General features: G+C 61.2%; 21 protein-coding genes and 5 tRNA genes. 9 read left to right on the top strand and 17 right to left on the bottom strand.

What is annotated here, in order from left to right:
• The 6 genes from mraY to mraZ all read right to left on the bottom strand — a co-directional run bounded on the left by mraY (position 1) and on the right by mraZ (position 7,503).
• Positions 1-987, bottom strand: coding sequence for a phospho-N-acetylmuramoyl-pentapeptide-transferase (mraY, locus tag ACOX7T_RS02855; protein WP_433439710.1), 987 nt, complete (start codon positions 985-987; stop codon positions 1-3).
• A gap of 134 nt (positions 988-1,121) precedes the next feature.
• The gene (locus ACOX7T_RS02850; protein ID WP_433439708.1) at positions 1,122-2,582 is read right to left on the bottom strand and encodes a UDP-N-acetylmuramoyl-L-alanyl-D-glutamate--2,6-diaminopimelate ligase; all 1,461 of its coding nucleotides are present in this window, start codon (positions 2,580-2,582) and stop codon (positions 1,122-1,124) included.
• 102 nt (positions 2,583-2,684) lie between these two features.
• The gene (locus ACOX7T_RS02845) at positions 2,685-5,066 is read right to left on the bottom strand and encodes a penicillin-binding transpeptidase domain-containing protein (RefSeq protein ID WP_433439707.1); all 2,382 of its coding nucleotides are present in this window, start codon (positions 5,064-5,066) and stop codon (positions 2,685-2,687) included.
• A gap of 438 nt (positions 5,067-5,504) precedes the next feature.
• Positions 5,505-6,077 (bottom strand): hypothetical protein, encoded by a 573-nt coding sequence (locus ACOX7T_RS02840; protein ID WP_433439705.1) that lies wholly within the window; start codon positions 6,075-6,077, stop codon positions 5,505-5,507.
• Positions 6,078-6,137: 60 nt separating this feature from the next.
• On the bottom strand, positions 6,138-7,079 hold the full coding sequence (rsmH, locus tag ACOX7T_RS02835; protein WP_433439703.1) for a 16S rRNA (cytosine(1402)-N(4))-methyltransferase RsmH: 942 nt from the start codon (positions 7,077-7,079) through the stop codon (positions 6,138-6,140).
• A gap of 1 nt (position 7,080) precedes the next feature.
• Positions 7,081-7,503, bottom strand: a complete 423-nt coding sequence (gene mraZ, locus ACOX7T_RS02830; RefSeq protein ID WP_433439701.1) for a division/cell wall cluster transcriptional repressor MraZ — start codon at positions 7,501-7,503, stop codon at positions 7,081-7,083.
• Positions 7,504-7,958: 455 nt separating this feature from the next.
• Here mraZ and ACOX7T_RS02825 point away from each other — a divergent pair, with 455 nt between their 5' ends.
• The 6 genes from ACOX7T_RS02825 to ACOX7T_RS02800 all read left to right on the top strand — a co-directional run bounded on the left by ACOX7T_RS02825 (position 7,959) and on the right by ACOX7T_RS02800 (position 14,109).
• The gene (locus tag ACOX7T_RS02825; protein WP_433439699.1) at positions 7,959-8,327 is read left to right on the top strand and encodes a VOC family protein; all 369 of its coding nucleotides are present in this window, start codon (positions 7,959-7,961) and stop codon (positions 8,325-8,327) included.
• Between the two features lie 6 nt (positions 8,328-8,333).
• Entirely contained in the window at positions 8,334-9,398 is a 1,065-nt protein-coding gene (locus ACOX7T_RS02820) for an acyltransferase (RefSeq protein ID WP_433439697.1), read from the top strand.
• A 31-nt stretch (positions 9,399-9,429) separates the two neighbouring features.
• The gene (locus tag ACOX7T_RS02815) at positions 9,430-10,848 is read left to right on the top strand and encodes an MBOAT family O-acyltransferase (protein ID WP_433439695.1); all 1,419 of its coding nucleotides are present in this window, start codon (positions 9,430-9,432) and stop codon (positions 10,846-10,848) included.
• 12 nt (positions 10,849-10,860) lie between these two features.
• Entirely contained in the window at positions 10,861-12,096 is a 1,236-nt protein-coding gene (locus ACOX7T_RS02810; RefSeq protein WP_433439693.1) for a DHHW family protein, read from the top strand.
• Between the two features lie 10 nt (positions 12,097-12,106).
• Positions 12,107-13,336: an MFS transporter gene (locus tag ACOX7T_RS02805; RefSeq protein WP_433439691.1), complete on the top strand. Its 1,230-nt coding sequence runs from the start codon at positions 12,107-12,109 to the stop codon at positions 13,334-13,336.
• 155 nt (positions 13,337-13,491) lie between these two features.
• Positions 13,492-14,109 carry an FUSC family protein gene (locus tag ACOX7T_RS02800; protein WP_433439689.1) on the top strand — a complete coding sequence of 206 codons (618 nt, stop codon included), beginning with the start codon at positions 13,492-13,494 and terminating at the stop codon, positions 14,107-14,109.
• A gap of 42 nt (positions 14,110-14,151) precedes the next feature.
• Here ACOX7T_RS02800 and ACOX7T_RS02795 read toward each other — a convergent pair whose 3' ends face one another.
• Genes ACOX7T_RS02795 through thyA form a run of 4 tightly spaced genes read right to left on the bottom strand, consistent with a single transcriptional unit; the run spans position 14,152 to position 16,505 of the window.
• On the bottom strand, positions 14,152-14,721 hold the full coding sequence (locus tag ACOX7T_RS02795) for an NUDIX hydrolase (RefSeq protein ID WP_433439687.1): 570 nt from the start codon (positions 14,719-14,721) through the stop codon (positions 14,152-14,154).
• A gap of 4 nt (positions 14,722-14,725) precedes the next feature.
• Positions 14,726-15,205: a dihydrofolate reductase gene (locus ACOX7T_RS02790; RefSeq protein WP_433439686.1), complete on the bottom strand. Its 480-nt coding sequence runs from the start codon at positions 15,203-15,205 to the stop codon at positions 14,726-14,728.
• Entirely contained in the window at positions 15,206-15,661 is a 456-nt protein-coding gene (locus ACOX7T_RS02785) for a DUF523 domain-containing protein (protein ID WP_433439684.1), read from the bottom strand.
• A 13-nt stretch (positions 15,662-15,674) separates the two neighbouring features.
• The gene (gene thyA, locus ACOX7T_RS02780) at positions 15,675-16,505 is read right to left on the bottom strand and encodes a thymidylate synthase (protein ID WP_433439682.1); all 831 of its coding nucleotides are present in this window, start codon (positions 16,503-16,505) and stop codon (positions 15,675-15,677) included.
• 157 nt (positions 16,506-16,662) lie between these two features.
• Between thyA and ACOX7T_RS02775 the strand changes: the two genes are divergently transcribed.
• A complete protein-coding gene (locus ACOX7T_RS02775) occupies positions 16,663-17,169 on the top strand; it encodes a hypothetical protein (protein WP_433439680.1) in 507 nt (168 codons plus the stop codon).
• Positions 17,170-17,227: 58 nt separating this feature from the next.
• Here the strand turns inward: ACOX7T_RS02775 and ACOX7T_RS02770 are convergent, their stop codons facing one another.
• Entirely contained in the window at positions 17,228-18,484 is a 1,257-nt protein-coding gene (locus tag ACOX7T_RS02770) for a diaminopimelate decarboxylase (protein ID WP_433439678.1), read from the bottom strand.
• A 385-nt stretch (positions 18,485-18,869) separates the two neighbouring features.
• Between ACOX7T_RS02770 and ACOX7T_RS02765 the strand changes: the two genes are divergently transcribed.
• Positions 18,870-20,225 (top strand): uracil-xanthine permease family protein, encoded by a 1,356-nt coding sequence (locus tag ACOX7T_RS02765; RefSeq protein ID WP_433439676.1) that lies wholly within the window; start codon positions 18,870-18,872, stop codon positions 20,223-20,225.
• A 64-nt stretch (positions 20,226-20,289) separates the two neighbouring features.
• Here ACOX7T_RS02765 and ACOX7T_RS02760 read toward each other — a convergent pair whose 3' ends face one another.
• The 6 genes from ACOX7T_RS02760 to ACOX7T_RS02735 all read right to left on the bottom strand — a co-directional run bounded on the left by ACOX7T_RS02760 (position 20,290) and on the right by ACOX7T_RS02735 (position 21,887).
• The gene (locus ACOX7T_RS02760; protein WP_433439674.1) at positions 20,290-21,120 is read right to left on the bottom strand and encodes a TrmH family RNA methyltransferase; all 831 of its coding nucleotides are present in this window, start codon (positions 21,118-21,120) and stop codon (positions 20,290-20,292) included.
• A gap of 271 nt (positions 21,121-21,391) precedes the next feature.
• A tRNA-Cys gene (locus ACOX7T_RS02755) sits at positions 21,392-21,465 on the bottom strand.
• A gap of 49 nt (positions 21,466-21,514) precedes the next feature.
• Positions 21,515-21,590, bottom strand: a tRNA-Gly gene (locus ACOX7T_RS02750).
• 42 nt (positions 21,591-21,632) lie between these two features.
• Positions 21,633-21,708, bottom strand: a tRNA-Phe gene (locus ACOX7T_RS02745).
• A 3-nt stretch (positions 21,709-21,711) separates the two neighbouring features.
• Positions 21,712-21,788 (bottom strand) — tRNA-Asp (locus ACOX7T_RS02740).
• 23 nt (positions 21,789-21,811) lie between these two features.
• A tRNA-Val gene (locus tag ACOX7T_RS02735) sits at positions 21,812-21,887 on the bottom strand.
• Positions 21,888-22,316: 429 nt separating this feature from the next.
• Here ACOX7T_RS02735 and ACOX7T_RS02730 point away from each other — a divergent pair.
• A complete protein-coding gene (locus ACOX7T_RS02730) occupies positions 22,317-24,104 on the top strand; it encodes a Na/Pi cotransporter family protein (protein ID WP_433439672.1) in 1,788 nt (595 codons plus the stop codon).
• Positions 24,105-24,138: the final 34 nt, after the last annotated feature.

Below are 24,138 nucleotides of genomic sequence, written 5' to 3'. Positions count from 1 at the left end.
TCAGAACGGATAGCGGTTGATAAGGCCGAAATAGGCCAACAGACAGGCTGCCAGCGTAATGAGGGTAAAGACGGCGAAGAGCTTCACTTCGGTCCAGCCGCCCAGCTCCAGGTGGTGGTGCAGGGGGGCCATGCGGAAGATCCGCTTGCCGTGGGTCAGCTTGAAGTAGGTCACCTGGATGATGTCGGACAGGGTCTCGGCGATGTAGATGATACCCACCAGAATCAGCAGCAGGGGGATATCCAGCGCGAAGGCCATGCCGCACACCACGCCGCCCAGGAACAGGGAGCCGGTGTCGCCCATGAACACCTTGGCGGGGTGAAAGTTGTAGATCAGGAAGGCGCACAGGCCGCCGAACAGGGCGGCGGAGAACACGCTCAGCTCGGCGGCCCCCCACAGGACGGACACCGCCAGGAAGAACAGGGACACGGGCATGGTCACGCCGGTGGCCAGGCCGTCAATACCGTCGGTCAGGTTGACGGCATTGACCGTGCCCACCATGACAAAGGCGGCAAAGACCATGTACAGCCACTCGGGCAGGTCGATTGTCAGGTTGACAAAGGGAATGTACAGGTCAAAGCTCAGGTAGCCGAAGCGGCGCAGCAGCAGAGTGTACACAATGGCGGCCGCCAGCTGGAGCAGGAACTTCATTCCGGCGGACAGGCCGTCGCCGTGGTGGTACTTCACCTTCATAAAGTCGTCGAAGAAGCCGATGGCGCCGAACACCAGGGCGAAGGCCAGCACCAGCAGCGCGCCGTAAGCGCCGGAGGCGATATCCTGCCAGCCCACGGTGAGCACCGCCACGGTGATGCCCACGATAAACATCAGGCCGCCCATGGTGGGGGTATTCTGCTTGGAGTTGTGCCACGCCGGGCCGTACTCCTTCACGCCCTGTCCGGCCTTCAGCCGGCGCAGCAGGGGGATGAGCACCTTACCCGCCAGAAAGGCAACCACAAAGGCCACCAGGAAGCTTACTACATATCTCATCTTTTGAACCTCCCAAACCTCCGCCCGCACACGCCGGGCTTCTCCGGTCCTTTTTCACAAAGTGGTATTTTACCATAACCGCGCCGGTCTTTTCCACTCAAAAAGTAACAAAGTTTCTCTCTGCTTTTCCCTTTTCATGGACAGTACGGGGGCTGACAGCCAAAATAGGCCGCCACCTCCTCCCGCTCATCCAGATGGCGGCGGCGGGTGCCAATCTCCTGATAGGTCTCGTGTCCCTTCCCCGCCAGCACCACCGTGTCGCCGGTTTTGGCTGCGTCCAGGGCCCGGCGGATGGCCTCACGACGGTGAGGCACCACCATGCAGGGGGTGTCGCTCCCCTCCATACCCGCCTGAATGTCGGCCAGAATGGCCTCCGGGTCCTCGGTGCGGGGGTTGTCGGAGGTGAGCACCACTAGGTCGGCCAGCTCCGCCGCAATGGCGCCCATCATGGGCCGCTTGGTCCGGTCCCGGTCGCCGCCGCAGCCGAACAGGCAGATGACCCGGCCCGGCGTGAAGTCCCGGACGGTGGTGAGGATATTCTCCAGGGCGTCCGGGGTGTGGGCGTAGTCAATGATAACCGTGTAATCCGTGGGGGTGGGAACCACCTCGATGCGGCCCTTGACCCCTTTCGCCTCCGCCAGAGAGGCACACACCTGGGGCAGGGGCAGCTTCAGGGCCAGGCCGCAGGCGATGACGCCCAGGGCGTTGTAGATGGTGAAGCCGCCGGGGATGGGCAGACGCACCCGGGCGATGGCCCCGGTGGTGAGAGCCTCGAACTCCACCCGGTCAGGGAACAGGCGGATGTTCTTGGCCGTCACGTCCGCCTCGTCCTTGTTCTCTGAGTAGGTCACCGCCGGACAGGTGACGGCGGAGGCGTAGTACCGCCCGGCCTCGTCGTCCAGGTTGAGGACTGCCGTACCGGTCTGGCGGAAGAGGAGCCCCTTGACCCGCCGGTACTCCTCCATGGTGCCGTGGAAATCCAGGTGGTCCCGGGTCAGGTTGGTGAAGATACCGGCCTTGAACCGGATACCGTCCACCCGGCGGAGGGCCAGGGCATGGGAGGACACCTCCATCACCACATGGGTACAACCGCTGTCCGCCATGTCCCGCAGCAGCTTCTGCACCTCCCAGGACTCAGGGGTGGTGCGGTGGGCGGGGATGACCTCCTCCCCAATCATGTTCTGGTTGGTGCCGATAAGCCCCACCTTTGCCCCCAGTACCCCCTCCAGCATGGCCTTCAGGAGATAGGTGGTGGTGGTCTTGCCGTTGGTGCCGGTGACGCCGATGACGGTCAGCTCATCGGCCGGATGGCCGAACCAGTTGGCGGACACCGCCGCCAGAGCCGCCCGGGTGTCAGGAGCAGTGTGCCAGGGCCCCGGCTCGTCGGGGGCCTTATGGCAGATGACCGCCGCCGCCCCCTTCTCCACCGCCTCACGGAGGAAGCGGTGGCCGTCGGTCTTGTAGCCGGTGAGGGCTACAAAGAGCTCCCCCGGCTGGATGGTACGGGTGTCGTAGCTGATTCCTGAAATTTCCACATCCTCGTTCACAGCGCCCCCAAGGAGGGTCACGCCGGACATAAGCGTCTTCAGTCTCATGCTGTCACCCCTCACTCTGCGTCGAAACAAGAATAGCCGTTCCGGCCCGGCCTGTGGACAGTGCGCGCAGGCCGGGCCGTTTTTTCAGGTTGGCCGGGCGGCTCAGACGCCTGCTCCGGCGGTGGTTGCGGTGTTGTCCATGAACTGGACCTCCACCACGGTACCCCGATCCACCATGGTGCCCGCGGCAATGGACTGCCCCGCGGCAATGGTGCTGGAGGTGTAGTAGTCGGACACGCCTGTGGCCTTCATGTACAGGCCCAGGTTGCTGAGGGTCTGGCGCACTGTCTCAGGGGACTTGCCCGACAGGTCGGGCACCTCCACCTGGTCGGTGGGCTTGGCCTCGCCCAGGTAGAGCACCATCTCGCTGCCGCCGGGGATGGACGCGCCCTGGATGGGGATCTGGTCGGTGACGGTCTCGCCGCTGCCCACAGTACGCACCTTCAGGCCGGCGGCCTCCGCCTTGGCCTGAGCGTCGGCCAGAGACAGGCCGGTGACGCTGGGCGCCAGCACGTCGGCGCCGGAGAGCTCCTCGGCGGTGTACTGCTTCTCCACGCCCATGTAGTCCAGGATGTTGGCCAGCAGCTCACCGGCCCGGGTAGCGCCCATGACGCCGCCGCTGATGTAGTAGCCGCCGGAGGTGTAGTTGCTGCCGGGGGACACGGGCTTGGGATTGTCGAAGGCGATGAGGACCACCACCTGGGGGTCATCCGCCGGGGCAAAGCCCAGGAAGGAGACGATGGTGTGGTCGTCTTCCAGGGTCTCGGAGGAACCGGTCTTACCGCCGATGCGGTAGCCCGCCTGGTAGGCGTTCTTGCCGGTACCGCCGTTGACTACGCCCTCCAGAATGGTGCGGCACTTCTCGCTGGTGGCCTCGCTGACCACCTGGCGGCGCTCAGTGGGCTCGGTGCTCTGGATCACGTTGCCGTCGGCGTCGGTGATGGACTCCAGCACATAGGGCTGCATCAGGTGACCGCCGTTGATAACGGCGGAGGCGGCGGTGATAAGCTGGATGGGGGTCACGTTGAAGCGCTGGCCGAAGGACGCGGTGGCCAGAGATGCTTCGCCGTAGGGACCGGTAAACCAATCCCGGGACCACACCGTACTGTTGGCCTCACCCTGCATGTCGATGCCGGTGGTTTCCAGAAAGCCGAAGTCCTCCAGATAATCGTAAAACCGCTCTGCGCCCAGCCGCTGGCCGATGGCGATGAAGGCCGGGTTGCAGGAGTTGGCCACTGCCTTGGCCAGAGTCTGGGTACCGTGTCCGTCACGGTCGGAGCAGCGGATGGTGCTGCCGGCGATGTTAACCGATCCGGTACAGCTGAAGGTGTCGCTCTCGCTGACCACGCCCTCCTCCAGGGCGGCGGCCAGCACCATGGATTTAAAGGTGGAACCGGGCTCGTAGGTGTCGTTGATGGCCTTGTTACGCCACTGGAGCAGCTGGGCGTTGCCCAGAGCTTCCTTATACTCGTCACTGTCCTCACCGTAGGTGGCCTTCAGGGCCTCCAGCTCAGCCAGGGTGTCCGGGTCGGTGACCGCACTGGGGTTATTCAGATCATAGGTGGGGGAGTTGGCCCAGGCCAGGATGGCCCCGGTGTTGGGGTCCATGGCGATGGCAAAGCCGCCGTTCTGCACGTCGTACATCTCGATGCCCTTCTCCAGGGCTCGCTCACAGTAGTACTGGATGGTAGCGTCAATGGTCAGATGCAGATCATTGCCGTCAGTGGCGTCGTAGTAGTTCTCATAGCGGGAGAGCATTTCGGTGCCGTTGCCGTTCTTGGCCGTCACCACACGGCCGGTCTCGCCGGAGAGCACGCTGTCATAGTAGGCCTCCATGCCGTAGGCGCCCTCGTTCTCCGAGTTGACAAAGCCGATGACCTGGGCGGCCAGACTGGAGTGGGGGTAGTACCGCTTGGAGGTGGGGGTGGAGTAGAGGGCGTTGGACAGGCCATACTCCAGCTTGAAAGCCATGACCTGCTCGTTCACGTCCTGCTCTACCTTGGCAGCCAGACGCACGTAGGAGGTATCCTTCTGGAGACGGAGGAGAATGGTGTCCTTATCCAGGCCCAGAATCTCCGCCAGTCCGGAAGCCACTGCCTCATCGGTGGGCTCCGGGCCGGGAGCCGTCTTGCTCTCGCCCTTCTGGTAGGCCTCTACCTTCTTTTTGTAGTTCTCCTGGACGGTGTCCAGGTCCCGTGGGGAGACAATGATGTCGTAGGCCGTGGAGCTCAGCGCCAGAGGGGTGCCCTTGCTGTCGTAGATGGTGCCCCGGTTGGCCGTTACCGCCACGTCTCTGGTCTGCTGGCCGATGGCCAGTTCCTGATAGTACTCATGGTTGGTGATTTGGAGGTCGTACAGCCGGACCAGCAGTGGGATGAAAATCACCACGCCGAAGAGGCCCATCAGAAAGATAGTGCGCCCCAGAATGGTCCGGTTTCCCCTGCGGTCCGGTTGTTGGTTCTGTCTCTTTTCGCCGTTCATCATACGATCACCTCTGTGCCTGTAAAACGCGCTGTCTGTCTCTATCTATGAGACAGGAGAAGCCGTTAAAAGGCTGAGCGTCCTTTCTCCGTGTTCTCCCTGCCCACCTGTTTTCACTTCCATCGTTCTTTCCCGCTGAAATATCGAGGGCGTAAGAAAAATTCCTTTTTTCTTACGCCCGGGCCGCTCTGCGGCCCGGTTCCGTCTTCCCCTCCGGGTCAGCCGGTCGCCTGCGGGCGGGTGATTCCACGCGAAAGCGGGGGCTCCGCCCCCCTTTCACACTATTCCCCCGCTCTGTTTTCTCAGTCTCCGCCTCTGTCCCTCACTGAAATACCGAGGGCGTAAGAAAAATTTATTTTTTCTTACGCCCTCTCTCTGTGTGTGGGCTGCGGGTGCAACCCTTTTTCTCTTTTCGGGTCTTACAAAACTATATGGGGTGGGTTACTTAAAATATTCCACCACATTGCCCAGGATCTCCTGGATGCCGCGGACGGCGCCGTTGATGCCCTGCACCGGAGTCTCCTCCTCGCTGAACAGCACCACGCTGTCGGGCTCGGACAGGTCCAGATAGAGAATCTGACCCGCCTGAGGCTTGACCATGGAGCCGTCGGCCGTCACGGCAGTCTCGATGCTGGCCAGATCAAAAGCCAGCTCATACTGAGTGCGGAGGTAATTCTCCTGCTCCTCCAGCTCGGACAGGTCGCTCTTCAGGCCGGCGATGTCGTCGGACAGGGCGGTGAGCTGGATGGAGCTGAGCAGCACCAGCACGGCAAACACGCCCACAGCCAGAAAGCCCACAACCGCAAAGGGAGAGACGGCGCCCGCCTCCCGCACCCGGGCCTTGGGCCGCACCGCCGCACGCTCTCTGGGCCGGACCAGGGGGCGGGTACGGGTCTGTTCTCCGCCCCGGAGCGGACGGGCAGCAGTCTCAGCATAATCCAGATCGTAGGCCACGCTGTCATAGTTGGCGCGAGGCGTGTTATAGCGTCTTTTTCGGGCTGCGGCAGTTGCCATGGGGCGTCCACTCCAATCTTTTACAGATACACGTCCGGAAGGCTGTCCCTTCCTCGGTTTTTACAGCTTCTCCGCAATCCGTAGCTTGGCGCTGCGGGCGCGGGCGTTCTCGTTCAATTCTTCCTCGCCGGACACGATGGGCTTTTTGTTCACCAGCCGGATAACCGGCTTCTTCCCGCACACACACACGGGGAAGTCGGGCGGGCAGGTGCAGCCCTTGGCAAAGGCGGCGAAGGCATTTTTCACAATCCGGTCCTCCAGCGAGTGGAAGGAGATGATGGCCAGCCGTCCGCCGGGCGCCAGGGCGGGCACTGCCGCCTGGATCAGCTTGTCCGCGGCGGAGAGCTCGTCGTTCACCGCGATGCGGATGGCCTGGAAGGAACGCTTGGCCGGGTGCTGCTTCTCACGCAGGGCGTGGGCAGGCATGGCCGAGCGGATGATATCCGCTAATTCAAGGGTGGTCTCAATGGGGGCCTTCTCCCGGGCGCGGACAATGGCCGCAGCGATGGCGGGGGCGTACCGCTCCTCACCGAACTGGAACAGGATCCGCCGGATCTCCTCCTGGGGCCACTCGTTCACCACCGTTCTGGCAGTCAGGGCCTCGGACTGGTCCATTCTCATGTCCAGGGGGGCGTCAGCCATGTAGGAGAAACCCCGGCTGGCGTCGTCCAGCTGAGGGGAGGACACGCCCAAGTCGGCCAGTACGCCGCTCAGCTTGTCCAGCTTCAGCTTGTCCAGAATGTCCGCAAGATCGCCGAAGTTGCCGTGGACTAGGGTTACCCGGTCCATCAGGCCCTCCAGCCGGACCGGCGCCGCGTCCAGCGCGGCCTGGTCCCGGTCAATGCAGATGAGCTGTCCCGTGGTCAGCCGCCGGGCAATCTCCCGGGAGTGTCCGGCACGGCCCAAGGTGGCGTCCACGTAGGTACCCGTGGGGTCAATATTCAATCCGTCGATGCACTCCTGGAGCAGCACCGGCTTGTGGGAAAATTCCATCTCACTCATATTACAGCCCCAGCCCCTTGAGGATGGCGTTCATCTTCTCGGGGGTGATCTCCTCCTGCTTCTCCTGCCAGCGCTCAGCGCTCCAGATTTCCGCCCGGTTGTGGACGCCGGTGATGACCGCGTCCTTCTCCAGGGCGGCGAACTTCCGCAGCATGGCCGGGATGACAATCCGGCCCTGGCTGTCCGGCTCGCACTTGGCGGCGTTGGCAAACAGGGGGCGCATAGCTACCGACTCACTCATGGGCAGGGCGGCAAATTTGGCAGTAAAGGTGTCCCAGGTCTCCTGTGGGTAGACGGCCAGGCAGCCGTCCAGGCCCATGGTGACATAGAGGGTGTCTCCCAGCTCACGGCGAAGCTGGGCGGGGATGAACAGACGGCCCTTGGCGTCGAGACTATGCTCATAGGTGCCAGTGGCGCTCATCATCTCCCCTTCACCTCTCCTCCACTTTCCCCCTTTTGGGTTGCGGCAGGCTCCATTTTGCCCCACCAGTGTTTTTAGTATAATTGTTATGTAACCAAATTGCAACCCTTTTTTAACTCTTTTTTCCCTGCCAACCCCGGTATTTTCGTGTGAAAACAAGTGATTTCCGCACAAGAAACGTATGTTCGATTACTTTTGTAAAGCGGAAGTCCTGACCAATTATCCTGTTTTATGTCTCCTTTCCGCCAAAGGGTGCACAGGTCGTTACTTTTTTGCATTTGCGCGCACTTTTTCGTTTTCACGTTACCGTCTCCTTCGACAATTTCTGACCGCCGGTAAATTTTCCGCTTCCCGTTTTTCCGCCCTCTCCCTGTTCAACTTCCAAATCATGTGATATAATGCTCTGCGTTGTCTTTCGGCAATCATTTGACCCACATCTTATCAATGAGGTGAATCATATGCTGCGCTTTGCTCACTTTAACTTCAATGTTCTGGACCTGGACAAGTCCCTGGCCTTTTACCGGGAGGCCCTGGAGCTCTCCCCGGTGCGCACCAAGGAGGCGGGAGACGGCTCCTTCAAGCTGGTGTACCTGGGCGACGGGGAGACCGGCTTTGAGCTGGAGCTGACCTGGCTGAAGGACCGCACCGAGCCCTACGATCTGGGCGAGTGCGAGTTCCACCTGGCCTTTGTCACCGACCGGTACGACGAGCTCTACCGCCGCCACAAGGAGATGGGCTGCGTCTGCTTCGAGAACCCGGCCATGGGCATCTACTTCATCGAGGACCCGGACGGCTACTGGATCGAGATCGTCCCTGCCAGGGGGTAATCCTCCATGGCCAAGACCTCTGACGGCCGTCTGGCCTACGCTGACCTGCTGCGTGTGCTCTCCATCGCGGCGGTGGTGGTCATCCATGTGGTGAGCCTGTGGATCTACAATGTGCCCGTGGGGAGCGGCGCGTGGGATATATATAATGTATACGACAGCCTGGTGCGCTGGTGCGTGCCCGTGTTCGTCATGCTCTCGGGCATGTTCCTGCTGGACCCCAAGAAGAGCCTGACCCTGCCCAAGCTGTTCTTTCACCATATCCTGCGTATCTTTGTGGCCCTGGTGGTGTGGGGTGCGGTGTACGCCATTGTGGACTTCGGCCGGGTGGACGGCGCCTTCACCTGGGCGGGCATCCGCTCCGCCCTGTACACCGCCCTGCTGGGCAACACCCACTATCACCTGTGGTTCCTCTATATCATCCTGGGGCTCTACCTGGTGACTCCCATTCTCCGCGCCTTTGTCCAGGGCGCCTCCCAGAGGGATTTTCACTACTTCTTCCTGCTGTGCTTCGTGGTGACCTATCTGCTGCCTCTCCTGCTCCAGCTCCGGCCCAGCCAGACCGTCTCCACCTACCTCTCCCGGCTCAACCTGCACATGGTCATGGGCTATGTGGGGTACTACGTGGCGGGCTATTACCTGAAAACCTTCACGCTGGGCCGGGTGGCGGAAATCATCATCTACCTGCTGGGCATCGGCGGAGCGGCGGCCACCATCTGGGGCACCCGAGTGCTCTCCCTTCGCAGCGGCACCCTGTCGGGCGTGCTGTACGAGTACATGACCCCCAACGTGGCGGCCATGGCGGTGGCGGTGTTCGTGCTGTTCCGGTACCTGCTGGGGGTGAGCGACGAGCGCTCCCGGCGGCAGAGCCTGTCGGGACTGGCCAAAATCACCTTCGGCGTCTACCTGGTCCACGACCTGTTTCTCATCGTCTACCGCCACTTCGGCATCACCCAGCTGCCCCTGCCGCCGGTGCTGGCGGTGCCCGCTGTCACCGCCCTGGTGCTCATCCCCTCGGCGGCGGTGGCCTGGCTCATCAGCAAGATCCCCTTCGCGGGCCGTTACCTCACCTGACGGCCCCAATCTTCACTAAGGAGTTCGACCCATGCTTTTTTCCAGCTCTGTGTTCCTGTTTCTGTTCCTGCCGGTGGTGCTTCTGGTGTACTACCTCCCCCTTCGGAAGTGGCGGCAGGGACAGAACATCTTTCTGACCCTAGCGTCCCTGTTCTTCTACGCCTGGGGTGAGCCCTGGTTTGTCCTGGTGATGATGGGCTCCATCGTGGCCAACTACCTGTTCGGCCTGTGGGTGGCCGCCTGGAAGAACCGCGGCCGCAGCCTGCGGCTCCCCGTCACCATGGCGGTCATCTGCAACCTGTCTATTCTCTTTATCTTCAAGTACCTGACCTTTGTGCTCACCAACCTGAATCTGCTGGGCTTCCAGCTGACGGTGCCCATCATCAACCTGCCCATCGGCATCTCCTTCTTCACCTTCCAGGCCATGAGCTATGTGCTGGATGTGGCCAGGGGCCGCGGCGAGGCTCAGAAGAGCCTGCTCAATGTGGGGCTCTACGTCTCCTTTTTCCCCCAGCTCATCGCCGGCCCCATCGTGAAGTACGAGACAGTGGCGGAGGAGATCCTCCACCGCCGGGAGAACTGGGACGACTTCACCGCCGGTGTCCAGCGCTTCCTGATGGGCCTGGGCAAGAAGGTCATCCTCTCCAACCAGCTGGCCGTTGTGGCCGACGCCGCCTTCAACCACGGCCAGCCCCAGTCGGTGGCCTTCGCCTGGATCGGCGCCGTGTGCTACATCCTCCAGCTCTACTACGACTTTGGCGGCTACTCCGACATGGCCATCGGCCTGGGCCGGATGTTCGGCTTCCACTTCCTGGAGAACTTTGACTACCCCTACATCTCCACCTCGGTCACCGAGTTCTGGCGCAGGTGGCATATCTCCCTCACCTCCTGGTTCCGTGACTACGTCTACTTCCCCCTGGGCGGCAGCCGGGTGGACAAGAAGTGGAAGGTGGTGCGCAACATCTTTGTGGTGTGGCTCCTCACCGGCATCTGGCACGGCGCCAACTGGACCTATGTGGTCTGGGGCCTGCTGAACTACGCCCTGCTCATGCTGGAGAAGTACGGCAAGATGGGCAAGGGCTGGCCCAAGGCCATCGGCTGGTTCTACACTCAGGTAGCCTTTGTGCTCACCTGCGTGGTGTTCCGGTCCGACTCCCTGTCCGCCGCCGGTTCCTACTTCCTCTCCCTGTTCCATATCGGCTCCATGCCGGTGTGGAGCAGCCAGGCCGCCCTCTACCTGCGGGAGTACTGGATCATCCTGCTGGCCGCCGCGTTCTGCGCCGCCCCCACCGCCACCTGGATTCGGAAAAAGCTGACGGTGGCAGCCAATGGAAAGCTGCTGCCGGTGTGGGACTGCGTGTCCACCCTGGCCCTGCTGGCGGTCTTTGTGGTGGCAGTGTGCTTCACCATCAAGGGCACCTACAACCCCTTCATCTACTTTAATTTCTGAGGAGGACGCACCATGAGCAAACTGAAACGCAATCTTACCGCCGTCCTCTTCCTGTTGGGCATCGGAGCCGGTCTGGTGGTGGCCATGGCCGCCTTTTTCAGCGGCAGCGGCAACCTGCGGGCCGAGTTCGGCAAGCTGCGCCGTGACTTCTCCTACCTGCCCACCTTCCTCTCCAGCGCGGAGAATGCACTGAATCAGGACCTGGACAAGGACCACCACTTCATCCAGCTCTACGGCGGCATCCAGCGGCTCATGGGCCGCCGGGTGGTGGAGGACGTGGAGGCGGACTACACCGTCATCAAGCTGGACAATGGGGACCTGGCCTTTGAGAACCTGTACGGCGGCCCCACAGACACCCGGCCCCACGCCCAGGCGGTGGCCGACTTCCAGGAGCAGCTGGCCGAGAAGGACATCCCCCTGCTCTATGTCCAGGCCCCCCAGAAGGTGAGCCAGAGCGGCGAGGAGCTGCCTGAGGGCGTCACCGACTACGGCCACGAAAACGCCGACCTGCTCCTTTCCACCCTGAACGACCTGGGCGTGGACACCCTGGACCTGCGGCCCGTGCTGGAGGAGGCATCTCAGGCCCCCGGCGCTCTCCCCTTCTACTTCCGCACAGACCACCACTGGACCCCCGAGGGCGGCTTTGTGGGCTATCAGGCGGTGACCCAGCGGCTGTCGGAGATTCTGGGCTATGAGGTCAACCCCCTCTACACCGACCCGGACAGCTACACCAAAATCACCTATGAGGACTCCTTCCTGGGCAGCCAGGGCAAGCGGGTGGGCACGCTGTACACCGGCGTGGACAGCATCAACCTGTGGAAGCCCAACTTTGAGACCAGCTTCACCTACTCGGTGCCCCTCAACGCCATCGAGCGCACCGGTCCCTTTGAGGAGTCACTCCTGTTCCCGGAGCGGGTGGAGGAGATTGACTACTTCAACGGCAATCCCTACACCCTCTACGCCGGCGGCGACTACAACCTGGCCCGTATGACCAACCACCTGAATCCTGACGGACCCCGGGTGCTGCTGGTGCGTGACTCCTACTCCTGCATTCTGGCCCCCTTCCTGGCCCTGGACTGCTCGGAGGTCATCACCATTGACCTGCGCTACTTCAAGGACAATCTGATGGACTATATGGACTGGCTGGACCCGGACATGGTGGTGGTGATGTACTGCGCCAGTTCCACCCGCCTGCCCGAGCTGTTCCAGTTCTTCGGCGCCGACACAAAGCCGGAATTCCGCTACTAAAACGTAAGAGGTGAACGGATTGAACGCCGCACAGCCCTCCCTCCGCAGGCTGGACCTGCACTATATTGTCATGCAGATGGGCTATTGGGCCATGTTTGCCGCCATCTGCGCCTACCTGGCCGCCCTGCTGGGGGCGAGGGGCTTCTCCAACAGCCAGATCGGCCTGCTCATCGCCATCCGCTGTCTGGCGGGCATCATCTTCCAGCCCCTGCTGGGCGGCTTTGCCGACCGGCACCCGGAGATCCCCCTGAAGGTCATCGTCTCCCTGTCCCTGGCCCTGTCTCTGGCCGCCTCTCTGGCCTTTCTCCTCTGGCCCATGGGCATGGGAGGCACCGCCGTTATCCTCATCATCCTGGGCGGCTTTGAGATCTCCGCCTATCCCCTGATGGACGCCATGGCCATCCAGTTCATCAACGCGGGCATGCCCATCCGGTACAGCCTGGGCCGGGGCATCGGCTCCATGGCCTATGCCATTACCTGCGTTATCCTGGGCCTCCAGACCCAGGCCATGGGCGTGGAGAGCCCCCTCATCACCCACGCGGTGCTGGTGGCGGCGGTCATCGCCCTGACCATCTCCTACCCCACCTTCCGCTCCGCCCCTGCGGCAGCGGACGCGCCCCCTGCTGAGAAGCCCCATTCGGTGTGGTACCTGCTGAAGAACAATCCCCCCTTCACCCTCATGCTGGTGGCCATTCTGCTGGGCCTCACCGCCTGCCTGCCCATGTCCAACTTCCTGGTCAACGTGGTGGAGAGCCGGGGCGGCAACAGCGCCAACCTGGGTGTGGCACTCTTCCTCATGGGCGGCTTCGAGTTGCCCACCGCCTTCTTCTTCCAGCGCATGCTCCGCCGCCTGGGCAGCGGGAAGCTCATTCTCATCAGCATGGTCTTTACCGTGCTGAAGGCCGTGGCGCTGCTGCTGTCCTTCAATCTGGCCACCGTGTTACTGGCCCAGCCCCTCCAGATGCTGGGGTACGGTCTGTTTACCCCGGCGTCGGTGTACTTTGTCAATGAGTCAGTGCCCGAGGCCGACCGGGTGCGGGGTCAGACGGTGATGATGGTTGCCTCCAACGGCATGGGCGGTATGCTGGGCAGCTATATCAGCGGCCTGGCCCTGGACGCAGGCGCGTCCCTGCCCATGGGCGGAGCCAACCTGATGCTGCTGTGCTGTATTGTGCTGGGCTGTGTGGCCACCGCGCTGGCTGCTGCCGCACTGGCTTGGAGCCGCATGATAAATAAATAACAAAAACAGGGCTTTGACAGCCCTGTTTTTGTTTTACTCCCGATTTTTCTGCAAATATTTTCGTTTTACTCTTTTCAACTGCTTTGCTACCATGCTATAATGTTTCCACATATGGAACAGACCGGAAAATACTTCGGAGTTGGAGCGATTTTGACATGAGCCAAACCAGTCCCACGTCCCGTTTTCTGCCCCGAGTGGGCATGCGCAACATCAAGACAGCCACGGCCGCAGCCCTGTGCGCCCTGGTGTACTTCTTCCTCAACCGCAGCCCCGCCTTCGCCTGCATCGGCGCCATCTTCGGTATGGGCAGCGACCTGGAAAATTCCCGGCTTCACGGCGGTAACCGTCTCTTCGGCACCCTTATCGGCGGCCTGCTTGGCATGGTCCTGTTCCGGGTATACCTGATCTTCTACCCCAACGGCGGCCACTCCCTGCTGCTGGTGCCTCTGGTATTTGTGGGTGTAGTGATTCTCATTCTCCTGTGTCAGGTCTTCTGGGTGGGCGGCGTACAGCCCGGCGGCGTGGTGCTGTGCATCCTGCTGTTCAACACCCCGCCGGACACTTACATCAGCTACGCCCTCAACCGCATCCTGGACACCGCCATCGGCGTGGTGGCGGCCATGGTGGTCAACAGCCTGTTCCCCGGCGGCTTCACCTTCCAGCATCTGAAGGAACACCATTTCCGCTCCATGGAGCGGCGGAAACAGCGGCTGAAGGAGCGGCTGGGCCGGAACGCCTCCGATGGAGACCGCATCGAAAACCAGACCAATTGACAAAAAAGCGCGTGGGAATCTGGGTTCCCACGCGCTTTTTCTTTACGCCAGCCCAAGCAGGGCCCGGGCCCGGCGGAGCAGCTTAAGGTACACATGATCCATCTGCCACTCGTTGGTCAGCTCGGTGAGGCGGTCGGCGGGCAGCCAGGCCACGCCGGTGTTCTCTCCCTCCCGGATGGTGAGGACGTCGCTCTCGTCGGCGGTCAGCAGATAGGACACATTGAGGTGCTGGTGGGCCGCCACGTATTTCCCCCGCTTCACGTGCCCCCACACGGGCAGGATGTCCAGAGAGGCGATATCGCTTGAAAGGGGGCGCACATGGGTGATTCCAGTCTCCTCACTGGCCTCCCGCAGGGCTACAGCCAGCAGGTCGCTGTCCCCGTCGGCGTGGCCGCCGGTCCAGGCCCACACCTTGTAGATATTGTGGTGGGCCATGAGCACCTTGGTGGCGTCGGCGTTGACCACAAAGCCGGAGCTTGTGATGTGAGCGTACTCATTCTGCCGGGTGAGCACGGTGTCGGGGTACCGGTCCACATACTCCAGAATAATCCGCTTGTCGGTCTCCTCCTGCTCGTCCTGAGGGCGGTAGGCCCGGATGTCGTCTGCGTACATCTCGTTACCCCTTTCTCCGGTAGGTGGCGTAGTGGAAGGTCAGACCCCCGTCCTCCAGCACCGGCTCCTCCTCCGTCAGCTCCCACTCGGGCAGGTCGTCCAGGTTGGGGAACCAGGCGTCCGCCTCAAAGGAAGCGTGGATTTTGGTGATATAGGCCGTGTCGCACCAGTCCAGCGCGGCCCGGTACACCTGGGCCCCGCCGATGACAAAGGTGTCCGCCGGGCAGACCGCTCTGGCCTCCTCCAGGCTATGGAGCACAACAGCGTTTTCCACCTTGTAGTCCGGATTGGTGGAGAGAATATAGTTCTGCCGTCCGGGCAGGGGCTTCCCGCCGGGGAAGGTCTCCAGGGTCTTTCGCCCCAGCAGCACCGGGTGCCCCAGGGTCAGGGCCTTGAACCGCTTCAAATCAGGGGAAATCCGGGCCAGCAGCTTGTTCTGGTAGCCGATGGCCCAGTTCTGATCCACCGCAGCAATCAGGTACATTCAGCCTTCCTCCTTGATAAAGTCCAGAAATTCCGCCCAGTGCTCCTCGTCAAACACCGGAATACCGGTGCTCTTGAGCCGGGCGGCGGTCACACCGTCGCCGGGGATTTTCCGCCCGGTGAAGGTACCGTCATAGATGACGCCGCTGCCGCAAGAGGGGCTGCGTGCCTTCAGCAGGGCGCACCGGCAGCCCATCAGACGGGCCAGCTCCTCCGCCTGGACCGCTCCCCGGGCATACTGCTCCGTCACGTCGACCCCATCCCGGGTGAGCACCCGCTCCCCCACCCGCTCGGAGGGCAGACGGGGTGTGGACAGGCCGCCCAGCTGCTCGGGGCACACGGGCACAAAGCTCAACTCCTCCCGGTTCAGCAGCTCCGTCAGCGGCGGAAATGCTTTGCCTTCCCCGCTGTACCGGCATGTCAGGCCCAGCAGGCAGGCCGACACCAGAATCCGCATCTGCCCTTCCTCCTTACACCGCCACCGGAATCTTCACGTCCAGGGGGTAGGACTGGTACCCCTCCAGCTTCAGGCTGTCCCTAGTAAAGGCGTAGAAGTCATCCACCGCCGGGTCCATCCACAGCGTGGGGGCGTCGTAGAGCTTGCGGGCAATGATCTCCTCCACAATGGGTACATGCCGGTCGTAGATGTGGGCGTCGGCAATGACGTGGACCAGCTCCCCCGCCTCCAGGCCGGACACCCTGGCCAGCATGTGGACCAGGGCGGCGTACTGCATCACGTTCCAGCCGTTGGCGGTGAGCATATCCTGGCTGCGCTGGTTGAGGATGGCGTTGAGGGTCTTGCCTGTCACGTTGAAGGTCATGGACCAGGCGCAGGGGTAGAGGGCCATCTCGTGGAGGTCGTGGTGGTTGTAGAGGCTGGTCATAATCCGTCGGGAGGCGGGGTTGTGCTTCAGGTCGTAGAGCACCCGGTCCACCTGGTCGAACTCCCCCTCAGGGTAGACGTGCTTTACCCCCAGCTGGTAGCCGTAGGCCTTGCCGATGGAGCCTGTTTCGTCAGCCCAGGCGTCCCAGATGTGGCTGTTCAGGTCGTGGATGTTGTTGGACTTCTTCTGCCAGATCCACAGCAGCTCGTCCACCGAGCTCTTGAAGGCCATCTTCCGGATGGTCTGGACAGGGAACTCCTTCTTCAGGTCGTACCGGTTCACCACGCCGAAGAGCTTGATGGTGTGGGCGGGGGCTCCGTCGTCCCACCGGGGGCGCACCGCCTGGTCCGTGTCCCAGGTCCCGTGGGCGAGGATGTCTTTGCAGTTCTGGATAAATCTCTCGTCGGCGTAGCTCATATGCGTTCCTCCTGTTGTATTCGTTCCGGTCTATTTTATTATATGGCGCGCCCTGGCGCAAGCCTTTTCGGCGCGCTTCCCTCTTGGCGCTCCGGGTATGTTATGGTAAAATGATAAAAACGCTCCGTTTCCGCGGAAGCTGGTCGAGGTGAGGGGAATGTACCAGGATATCCGTGCCCAAAAGGGCCGCTTTCTGCTCCGTGCCCTGCTGTGGTTGATTTTTGTGGCCCAGTTTGCCCAGGCGCTGATTCCGTTCATCCGGGCCGGCGGGGGTCTGGAGCCCCTGACGCTCCTCTCTGCCCTGGCTACCCTGCTGCCCTCCGCCGTGGTGCTGTGGGCCCTGCACCGGGGCAACCGTGCCGCCCTGGTGGTGTTCTGCCTCATCGGCCTTGAACAGATCGCCGCCTTCAGCTACTGGATTCTCCCCCGCTACCAGGAGGCCATGGCTCCCGTGGACTCCCTTGGCTCCGCCAGTCTGGTGCTCACGGTCATCGACCTGGTCCTGCGGCTGATTGTGCTCTACCAGATGTTCTCCGGCTCCACCGTGCCCATCTGGCTGGAGTGCCGCCGGGACATGCGGCGCAGAAAGGACCTGATTCTGGAGCTGGTACTCTTCGGCGTGTCCATTCTGGCCATGGTGGTGCTTGTCTTCCTCACCCTGTAAATGCAGACGCCCGCCCACTTCCCAAACAGAGAAGTGAGCGGGCGTTTTTGTTTTGTGTTTACCAGACCAGGGTGGCGAAGTAATCGTCGGGGGTCTCGGCACGGCGGATGAGCTGGGTGGAACCGTCCTCCTTCAGCAGCACCTCGGCGGAGCGGAGACGGCCGTTGTAATTGTAGCCCATGGCGAAGCCGTGGGCGCCGGTGTCGTGGATGACCAGCAGGTCGCCCAGGTCAATCTCGGGCAGCATACGGTCCACGGCGAACTTGTCGTTGTTCTCGCACAGGGAGCCGGTGACATCGTACTTGTGGTCGCAGGGGGCGTCCTCCTTGCCCATGACGGTAATGTGATGGTAGGCACCGTACATGGCGGGGCGCATCAGGTTGGCAGCGCAGGCGTCCACGCCCACATACTCCTTGTAGGTGTGCTTGAAGTGGGTGGCCTTGGTCACCAGGCAGCCATAGGGCGCCAGCATGAAGCGGCCCAGCTCGGTGAAGATGGCCACATCGCCCATGCCGGCGGGGGTGAGAATGGCCTCATACTGCTTGCGCACGCCCTCGCCGATGACAGCGATGTCGTTGGCGGGCTGCTCGGGGCGGTAGGGCACGCCCACGCCGCCGGACAGGTTGATGAAGCGGATGTCGCAGCCGGTCTCCTTCTTCAGGTCCACGGCCAGCTGGAACAGGATGCCCGCCAGAGTGGGATAATACTCGTTGCTCAGGGTGTTGGAAGCCAGGAAGGCGTGAATGCCGAAGTGCTTGGCGCCCATGTCCTTCAGCTTCTTGAAGCCCTCAAAGAGCTGCTCCCGGGTGAAGCCGTACTTGGCCTCGCCGGGGTTGTCCATCACCTGGAAGCCCTCCTTGGACTCGCCGATGGAGAAGGTGCCGCCGGGATTGAAGCGGCAGGAGATGGTCTCGGGGATATAGCCGATGGTCTCCTTGAGGAAGTCGATGTGGGTGAAGTCGTCCAGGTTGATGGTGGCGCCCAGCTTGGCGGCCAGAGCGAACTCCTCGGCGGGGGTGTCATTGGAGGAGAACATGATCTCGCTGCCGGAGAAGCCGCAGCGGTCGGACATCATCAGCTCGGTGAGGGAGGAGCAGTCGGTGCCGCAGCCCTCCTCATGGAGGATCTTCAGAATGGTGGGGTTGGGCGTGGCCTTGACGGCGAAATACTCCTTGAAGCCCGGGTTCCAGGCAAAGGCCGCCTTCAGCTTCCGGGCGTTTTCCCGGATGCCCTTCTCGTCGTAGAGATGGAACGGGGTGGGATAGGTCTTGGTCATTTCCTGGAGCTGGTCCAGGGTCACGAAGGGCTTTTTCATGGAAGCTTCACTCCCCGATGCAATTTCACCTGAGGGACACACAGGCCGAACTCAGGCCTATTTATAAAAATTCATATCTTATACTACCGAAATCGAGCCAAAAAGTCAATCCGCTAAACCCACAAGCCTTTTCTTCCTTTTTTCTGTCTTTTTGCCCATTCGGGAGAAAACGACAGAAGTCTCTTTTCCCTCTTGCATCTTTCCGTCGGTTCTGCTATGATATCCCGGATACTGAAAGGAGGGAACCGTCATGATGCTGTTTTTCTGTGTGAATTGCTTTTGCGGCTCTTTCCTTTCCGTTTTTGCCTGACAATCACGTAAGTGATTGTTTTTTTTTGCCCTCACAGGCAGTGTGTGTCCGCAATGTAAAGAAGGGAGAATCCATATGAATCAACAAGAACCCATTCGCGACGCCCGAACCCTGGGCATTCCCAAGATGCTCATCCTGGGCCTCCAGCACATGTTCGCCATGTTCGGCGCCACCATTCTGGTGCCCATCATTGTCAGCAAGCAGTACGGCCTGCCCCTGAGCATCCAGACCACCCTGTTCTTCGCCGGAATCGGCACCCTCTTCTTCCACCTCTGCACCAAGCTGAAGGTCCCCGCCTTCCTGGGCTCCTCCTTCGCCTTCCTGGGCGGCTTTGAGATGGTTGGCAGCCTGAACACCGGCATCTACGCCACCATGTCCGCCTCCGACAAGCTGGCACGGGCCTGCGGCGGCATCGTCATCGCCGGCCTGCTGTACCTGATTCTGGCTCTCATCATCAAGCTGGCCGGCGTGAAGAAGGTCATGCGCTTCCTGCCTCCCGTGGTCACCGGCCCCATCATCGTGTGCATCGGCCTGTCCCTGGCCCCCAGTGCCATCTCCAACGCCTCCACCAACTGGCCCCTGGCCCTTATCGCCCTGGCCATCATTGTGGTGTGCAACATCTGGGGCAAGGGCATGGTGAAGATTATCCCCATCCTGCTGGGCGTTGTGGGCGCCTATCTGGTGGCCCTCATCATGCACATGAGCGGTATGACCAATCCGGACGGCAGCGCCATTCTGGACTTCACCGAGGTGGCCAGCGCCTCCATCCTGGGCCTGCCCCCCTTCCAGCTTGCCAGCTTTGACCTGACCGCCATCCTGGTCATGGCCCCCATCGCCATCGCCACCATGATGGAGCACATCGGCGACATGTCCGCCATCTCCGCCACTGTGGGCGCCCGGTTCATTGAGGACCCCGGCCTCCACCGCACCCTGGTGGGCGACGGCATCGCCACCGCTCTGGCCGGCATGTTCGGCGGTCCCGCCAACACCACCTACGGCGAGAACACCGGCGTACTGGAGCTGTCCAAGGTGTACGACCCCCGGGTCATCCGCATCGCCGCCTGCTTCGCCATCGTCCTCAGCTTCATCCCCAAGGTGGCTGACATCATCGGCTCCCTGCCCGCCTCCATCATCGGCGGCATCTCCTTCATCCTCTACGGCATGATTTCCGCCATCGGCGTGCGCAACATCGTGGAGAACCAGGTGGACTTCACCAAGTCCCGCAACCTGATTATCGCCGCTGTCATCCTGGTGTGCGGCCTGGGCTTCTCCTCCGGCATCACCTTCGTGATGGCTGGCACCTCCATCACCCTCACCGGCCTGGCCATCGCCGCCCTGGCCGGCATCATCCTCAACGCCATCCTCCCCGGCAATGACTATGTCTTCGGCGCCAACCCCGCCGGTGACCAGAACCGGGGCATCCACCAGTAAGCATCCATACATATAAAGAGCGCCCCGGCCGCAGATGCGGCCGGGGCGCTCTTTTTTCATTCTCTTATTCTCTTGCTCTCAGCTGCCAGAAGGCCACAGCACTGGCGGCGGCCACGTTCAGCGAGTCCACGCCGTGGGACATGGGGATGCGCACCGTGTAGTCGCAGTGGGCAATGGTGGTGTGGGACAGGCCGTCCCCCTCGGTGCCCAGCACAATGGCCAGCTTGTCCTCAGCCATGAGGGCCGGGTCGTCAATAGACACCGAGTTGTCGCTCAGGGCCATAGCCGCGGTCTTGAAGCCCAGGGCGTTGAGCCGGGAGAGGCCCTTCTCCGGCCAGTCGGCGGGACTGTCGCCGATGCGGGTCCAGGGAATCTGGAACACAGTGCCCATGCTCACCCGCACTGCCCGGCGGTACAGGGGGTCGCAGCAGGTGGGGGTGACCAGCACGGCGTCCATGTGCAGCGCCGCAGCGGAGCGGAAGATGGCCCCCACATTGGTGGAGTCCACGATGCCCTCCAGCACCGCCACCCGGCGGGCTCCGGCGCACAGCTCCTCCACCGTGGGCAGCACGGGGCGGCGCATGGCGCACAGAATGCCTCGGTTCACCTGATAGCCGGTCAGGGCGGCCAGCAGGTCGTTGTCCCCGGTGTACACCGGGATATCTCCGCAGCGCTCCATGATGTCCCTGCCCTGGCCCTCCAGGTGCTTGCGCTCCATCAGCAGGGACAGGGGCTGATATCCGGCCTCCAGCGCCCGGGCGATGACCTTGGGGCTCTCAGCGATGAAGATTCCCTTCTCCGGCTCCAGCCGGTTGCGCAGCTGGGCCTCTGTCAGCCGGGTAAAGACCTCCAGCTCGGGCAAATCCAGACTGGTGATTTCGATCAGCTTTGCCATTGCGCTTCCCTCCGCAGCTTGCACGTTTCTTTGTCAGCAGTATAAAAGGAAAAATCCCGACCGCTTTCGCAGTCGGGACTTCAAGCCATCCCGACACGACAAATGCCAGCCGGACCGGGGCCCCACACGGTGGGGCGGCGCTTTTGCGCCGTACAAGCGTTTTGGACGAAGGCCAAAACCTTGGCGCAGGGGGCGGCTTCGCCGACCCCGAGCATTCAAATTCCCCAGGTATCCAAAAAGAAACACCAGCCTGTCGGCTGGTGTTTCTTTTTGGAGGCGCCACCCAGACTCGAACTGGGGGTAAAGGTTTTGCAGACCTCTGCCTTACCACTTGGCTATGGCGCCGATTACAGATAACAGGAGCAAATTACTTGCTCCTGTTATCTTCTGTTTCTGGAGCGGGTGACGAGGCTCGAACTCGCTACCTCCACCTTGGCAAGGTGGCGCTCTACCAGATGAGCTACACCCGCGGGGTTATCTCTCTGAACCACTCTATGCAGTTCAGAGAGATTTGGTGCCTCCGGTCGGAATCGAACCAACGACACGGGGATTTTCAGTCCCCTGCTCTACCAACTGAGCTACAGAGGCAAATGGCGACGCGGAAGGGACTTGAACCCTCGACCTCCGGCGTGACAGGCCGGCGTTCTAACCAACTGAACTACCGCGCCATTTGACGTTGGGTCAAGACCCATGGTGGGAACAACAGGGCTCGAACCTGTGACATCATGCTTGTAAGGCATGCGCTCTCCCAGCTGAGCTATGCTCCCCTGTTGGCCGCTTGCGTTTTTGTTTATCTCTCGCTCGCGACGAAGGTTATTATACTAAAGCCCCCCTGAAATGTCAACCCCTAAATTTATCTTTTTTATTCTTCTGTTTTGCCCGCCCCACTTCTGTGCCGATTTTGTTGCGTTTTCTTTTTATAAATCCAATATTTTTCATCTTTTGATTTAAAATGTTTGAAAAATATTTTTCAGTTTCCGACATTTTCCCTTTTATAGTTTCATAAAATTACCTTATTCACCTTATATTCTCTCTTTCCGAAAAAAAGAGGCAAAAAACTTCACTTTTATCGTTTACGAACAAAATAATGAGGTTTATAATCTATAATAGATTGGCTCCTCTGCCGCTTGGCACGGAGCTTCCATTATCTTACGATGTTCTGAATTTATAATCCTATCATATCTGGAGGCAGACTGGTGAGTATTTACGATGTAATCTCCCTTCTGGGCGCTATTGCCACCTTTCTCTTTGGCATGACCACCATGACAAGCGGATTGGAGAAGCTGTCCAGCGGACGGCTGGAATCCATTCTGGAACGGCTGACCAACAACCTGTTCATGAGCGTCCTCATCGGCGCCCTTGTCACCGGCCTGGTTCACAGCTCGGCCGCCACCACCATCATGTGCGTGGGCTTTGTCAACTCCGGTATTATGAAGCTGGAGCAGACAGTGGGTATCATTATGGGCGCCAATATCGGCACCACCATTACAGCCCAGATTCTCCGCCTGGGAGACATCTCCTCGGACAATCTGCTTCTCTCCATGATGCGCCCGGAGTATTTCGGCCCCATTATGGCAGTGGTAGGCATTGTGCTCTATATGTTTATCAAGAGCGGCAAAAAGCGGATTGTAGGCCAGCTGCTGCTGGGTCTGGGCCTGCTGTTTATCAGCATGCACACCATGACCGCCTCTGTGGCGCCGCTCCAGGACGTCCCCGAGTTCCGCAACCTCTTCGTGGCCTTCTCCAATCCCCTGCTGGGCATCCTGGTAGGCGCCCTTGTCACCGCCCTGCTCCAGAGCTCCACCGCCTCGGTGGGTATCCTGCAGGCCCTCACCTCCACCGGCGTCATCACCTTCAACATCGCCTTCCCCATCATTATGGGCCAGAATATCGGCACCTGCATCACCACGCTCATCTCCTCCATCGGCGCCAGCCGCAACGCCAGACGGACGGCCATGCTCCACCTCTACTTTAATGTTATCGGCACTCTGGTCTTCCTGGCAGGTATCTACGGCGCTCAGCTGGCCCTCACTCCGGCGGGCGGCCTCCCCTTCTGGTCGGCCACCATGAACATGGGCGACATCGCCTCCTTCCACACCTTCTTCAATATCGGCTGTACCCTGCTCCTCCTCCCCTTCCATAAGCAGCTGGTCCGCCTGGTGGAGCGCACAGTTCCCGGCGACGAGAGCAACGGCTTTACCATGCTGGATGAGCGTTTCCTGGCCACACCCGCTGTGGCCCTGGATCGGGCCCATGACGCAGTGGTACATATGGGTACGCTGGCCCGGGACAACTACCGTATCTCGGTGTCTCTGCTGAGCCAGTATGACACCAAGAAGGCAGAGCTGCTGCGTGAGAACGAAAACACGCTGGACAAGCTGGAGGGTACGCTGGACAACTACCTGGTCCGCCTGTCCGACCACTCCCTGTCAGCCGCAGAGAGCACCCAGGTCTCCGAGCTGCTCCACACCCTCTCCGATTTTGAACGAATGGGCGATTACTCCGTCAATATCTCCGAGAGTGCCTCCGTCCTCCGGGAGCGCAGCATCTCTTTCTCTCCCACGGCCCAGCGCGAGCTCACCGCCCTCACCGATGCGGTGGGCGAGGCGCTTGACAAGACGCTGGAATGCTACACCAGCCGCTCCAGAGAGCTTGCCCTTGAGGTGGAGCCGCTGGAGGAGGTGGTGGATCTTCTGCGGGATGAGCTGAAGAGCCGTCACATCGAACGCTTCAAGACCGGCGCCTGCACCATTGAGCAGGGTACTCAGTTCCTGGAGCTGCTTATCAATCTGGAGCGTGTGTCCGACCACTGTTCCAACGTGGCGCTGCAAATTCTCCGCCGTACAGCCCCCAAAAACGACCTGGTTCTCACCGATACCCATGCCTATCTCCACCAGCTCCATCACGGCTCCAGCCGGAGCTTTGACGAGCTCTTTTCCGCCTACCGCGCCAAATACCTGGCTCCCATCGACGCGGACAAATAAGCACACTGAGAAGCCCCGGCAGCACGGTTGCTGC

Origin of the sequence: Pseudoflavonifractor sp. (assembly GCF_050943825.1) — a bacterium.
Taxonomy (GTDB): domain Bacteria; phylum Bacillota; class Clostridia; order Oscillospirales; family Oscillospiraceae; genus Pseudoflavonifractor.
Note: the sequence above shows the minus strand (reverse complement) of the source record. Positions and strands in the feature narration are given on the sequence as shown.

Bases quoted from the DNA above. Each gene is read 5' to 3' on its own strand.
- mraY (WP_433439710.1), bottom strand. From the start codon at position 987: ATGAGATATGTAGTAAGCTTCCTGGTGGCCTTTGTGGTTGCCTTTCTG.
- ACOX7T_RS02850 (WP_433439708.1), bottom strand. From the start codon at position 2,582: ATGAGACTGAAGACGCTTATGTCCGGCGTGACCCTCCTTGGGGGCGCT.
- ACOX7T_RS02845 (WP_433439707.1), bottom strand. From the start codon at position 5,066: ATGATGAACGGCGAAAAGAGACAGAACCAACAACCGGACCGCAGGGGA.
- ACOX7T_RS02840 (WP_433439705.1), bottom strand. From the start codon at position 6,077: ATGGCAACTGCCGCAGCCCGAAAAAGACGCTATAACACGCCTCGCGCC.
- rsmH (WP_433439703.1), bottom strand. From the start codon at position 7,079: ATGAGTGAGATGGAATTTTCCCACAAGCCGGTGCTGCTCCAGGAGTGC.
- mraZ (WP_433439701.1), bottom strand. From the start codon at position 7,503: ATGATGAGCGCCACTGGCACCTATGAGCATAGTCTCGACGCCAAGGGC.
- ACOX7T_RS02825 (WP_433439699.1), top strand. From the start codon at position 7,959: ATGCTGCGCTTTGCTCACTTTAACTTCAATGTTCTGGACCTGGACAAG.
- ACOX7T_RS02820 (WP_433439697.1), top strand. From the start codon at position 8,334: ATGGCCAAGACCTCTGACGGCCGTCTGGCCTACGCTGACCTGCTGCGT.
- ACOX7T_RS02815 (WP_433439695.1), top strand. From the start codon at position 9,430: ATGCTTTTTTCCAGCTCTGTGTTCCTGTTTCTGTTCCTGCCGGTGGTG.
- ACOX7T_RS02810 (WP_433439693.1), top strand. From the start codon at position 10,861: ATGAGCAAACTGAAACGCAATCTTACCGCCGTCCTCTTCCTGTTGGGC.
- ACOX7T_RS02800 (WP_433439689.1), top strand. From the start codon at position 13,492: ATGAGCCAAACCAGTCCCACGTCCCGTTTTCTGCCCCGAGTGGGCATG.
- ACOX7T_RS02795 (WP_433439687.1), bottom strand. From the start codon at position 14,721: ATGTACGCAGACGACATCCGGGCCTACCGCCCTCAGGACGAGCAGGAG.
- ACOX7T_RS02790 (WP_433439686.1), bottom strand. From the start codon at position 15,205: ATGTACCTGATTGCTGCGGTGGATCAGAACTGGGCCATCGGCTACCAG.
- ACOX7T_RS02785 (WP_433439684.1), bottom strand. From the start codon at position 15,661: ATGCGGATTCTGGTGTCGGCCTGCCTGCTGGGCCTGACATGCCGGTAC.
- thyA (WP_433439682.1), bottom strand. From the start codon at position 16,505: ATGAGCTACGCCGACGAGAGATTTATCCAGAACTGCAAAGACATCCTC.
- ACOX7T_RS02775 (WP_433439680.1), top strand. From the start codon at position 16,663: ATGTACCAGGATATCCGTGCCCAAAAGGGCCGCTTTCTGCTCCGTGCC.
- ACOX7T_RS02770 (WP_433439678.1), bottom strand. From the start codon at position 18,484: ATGAAAAAGCCCTTCGTGACCCTGGACCAGCTCCAGGAAATGACCAAG.
- ACOX7T_RS02765 (WP_433439676.1), top strand. From the start codon at position 18,870: ATGAATCAACAAGAACCCATTCGCGACGCCCGAACCCTGGGCATTCCC.
- ACOX7T_RS02760 (WP_433439674.1), bottom strand. From the start codon at position 21,120: ATGGCAAAGCTGATCGAAATCACCAGTCTGGATTTGCCCGAGCTGGAG.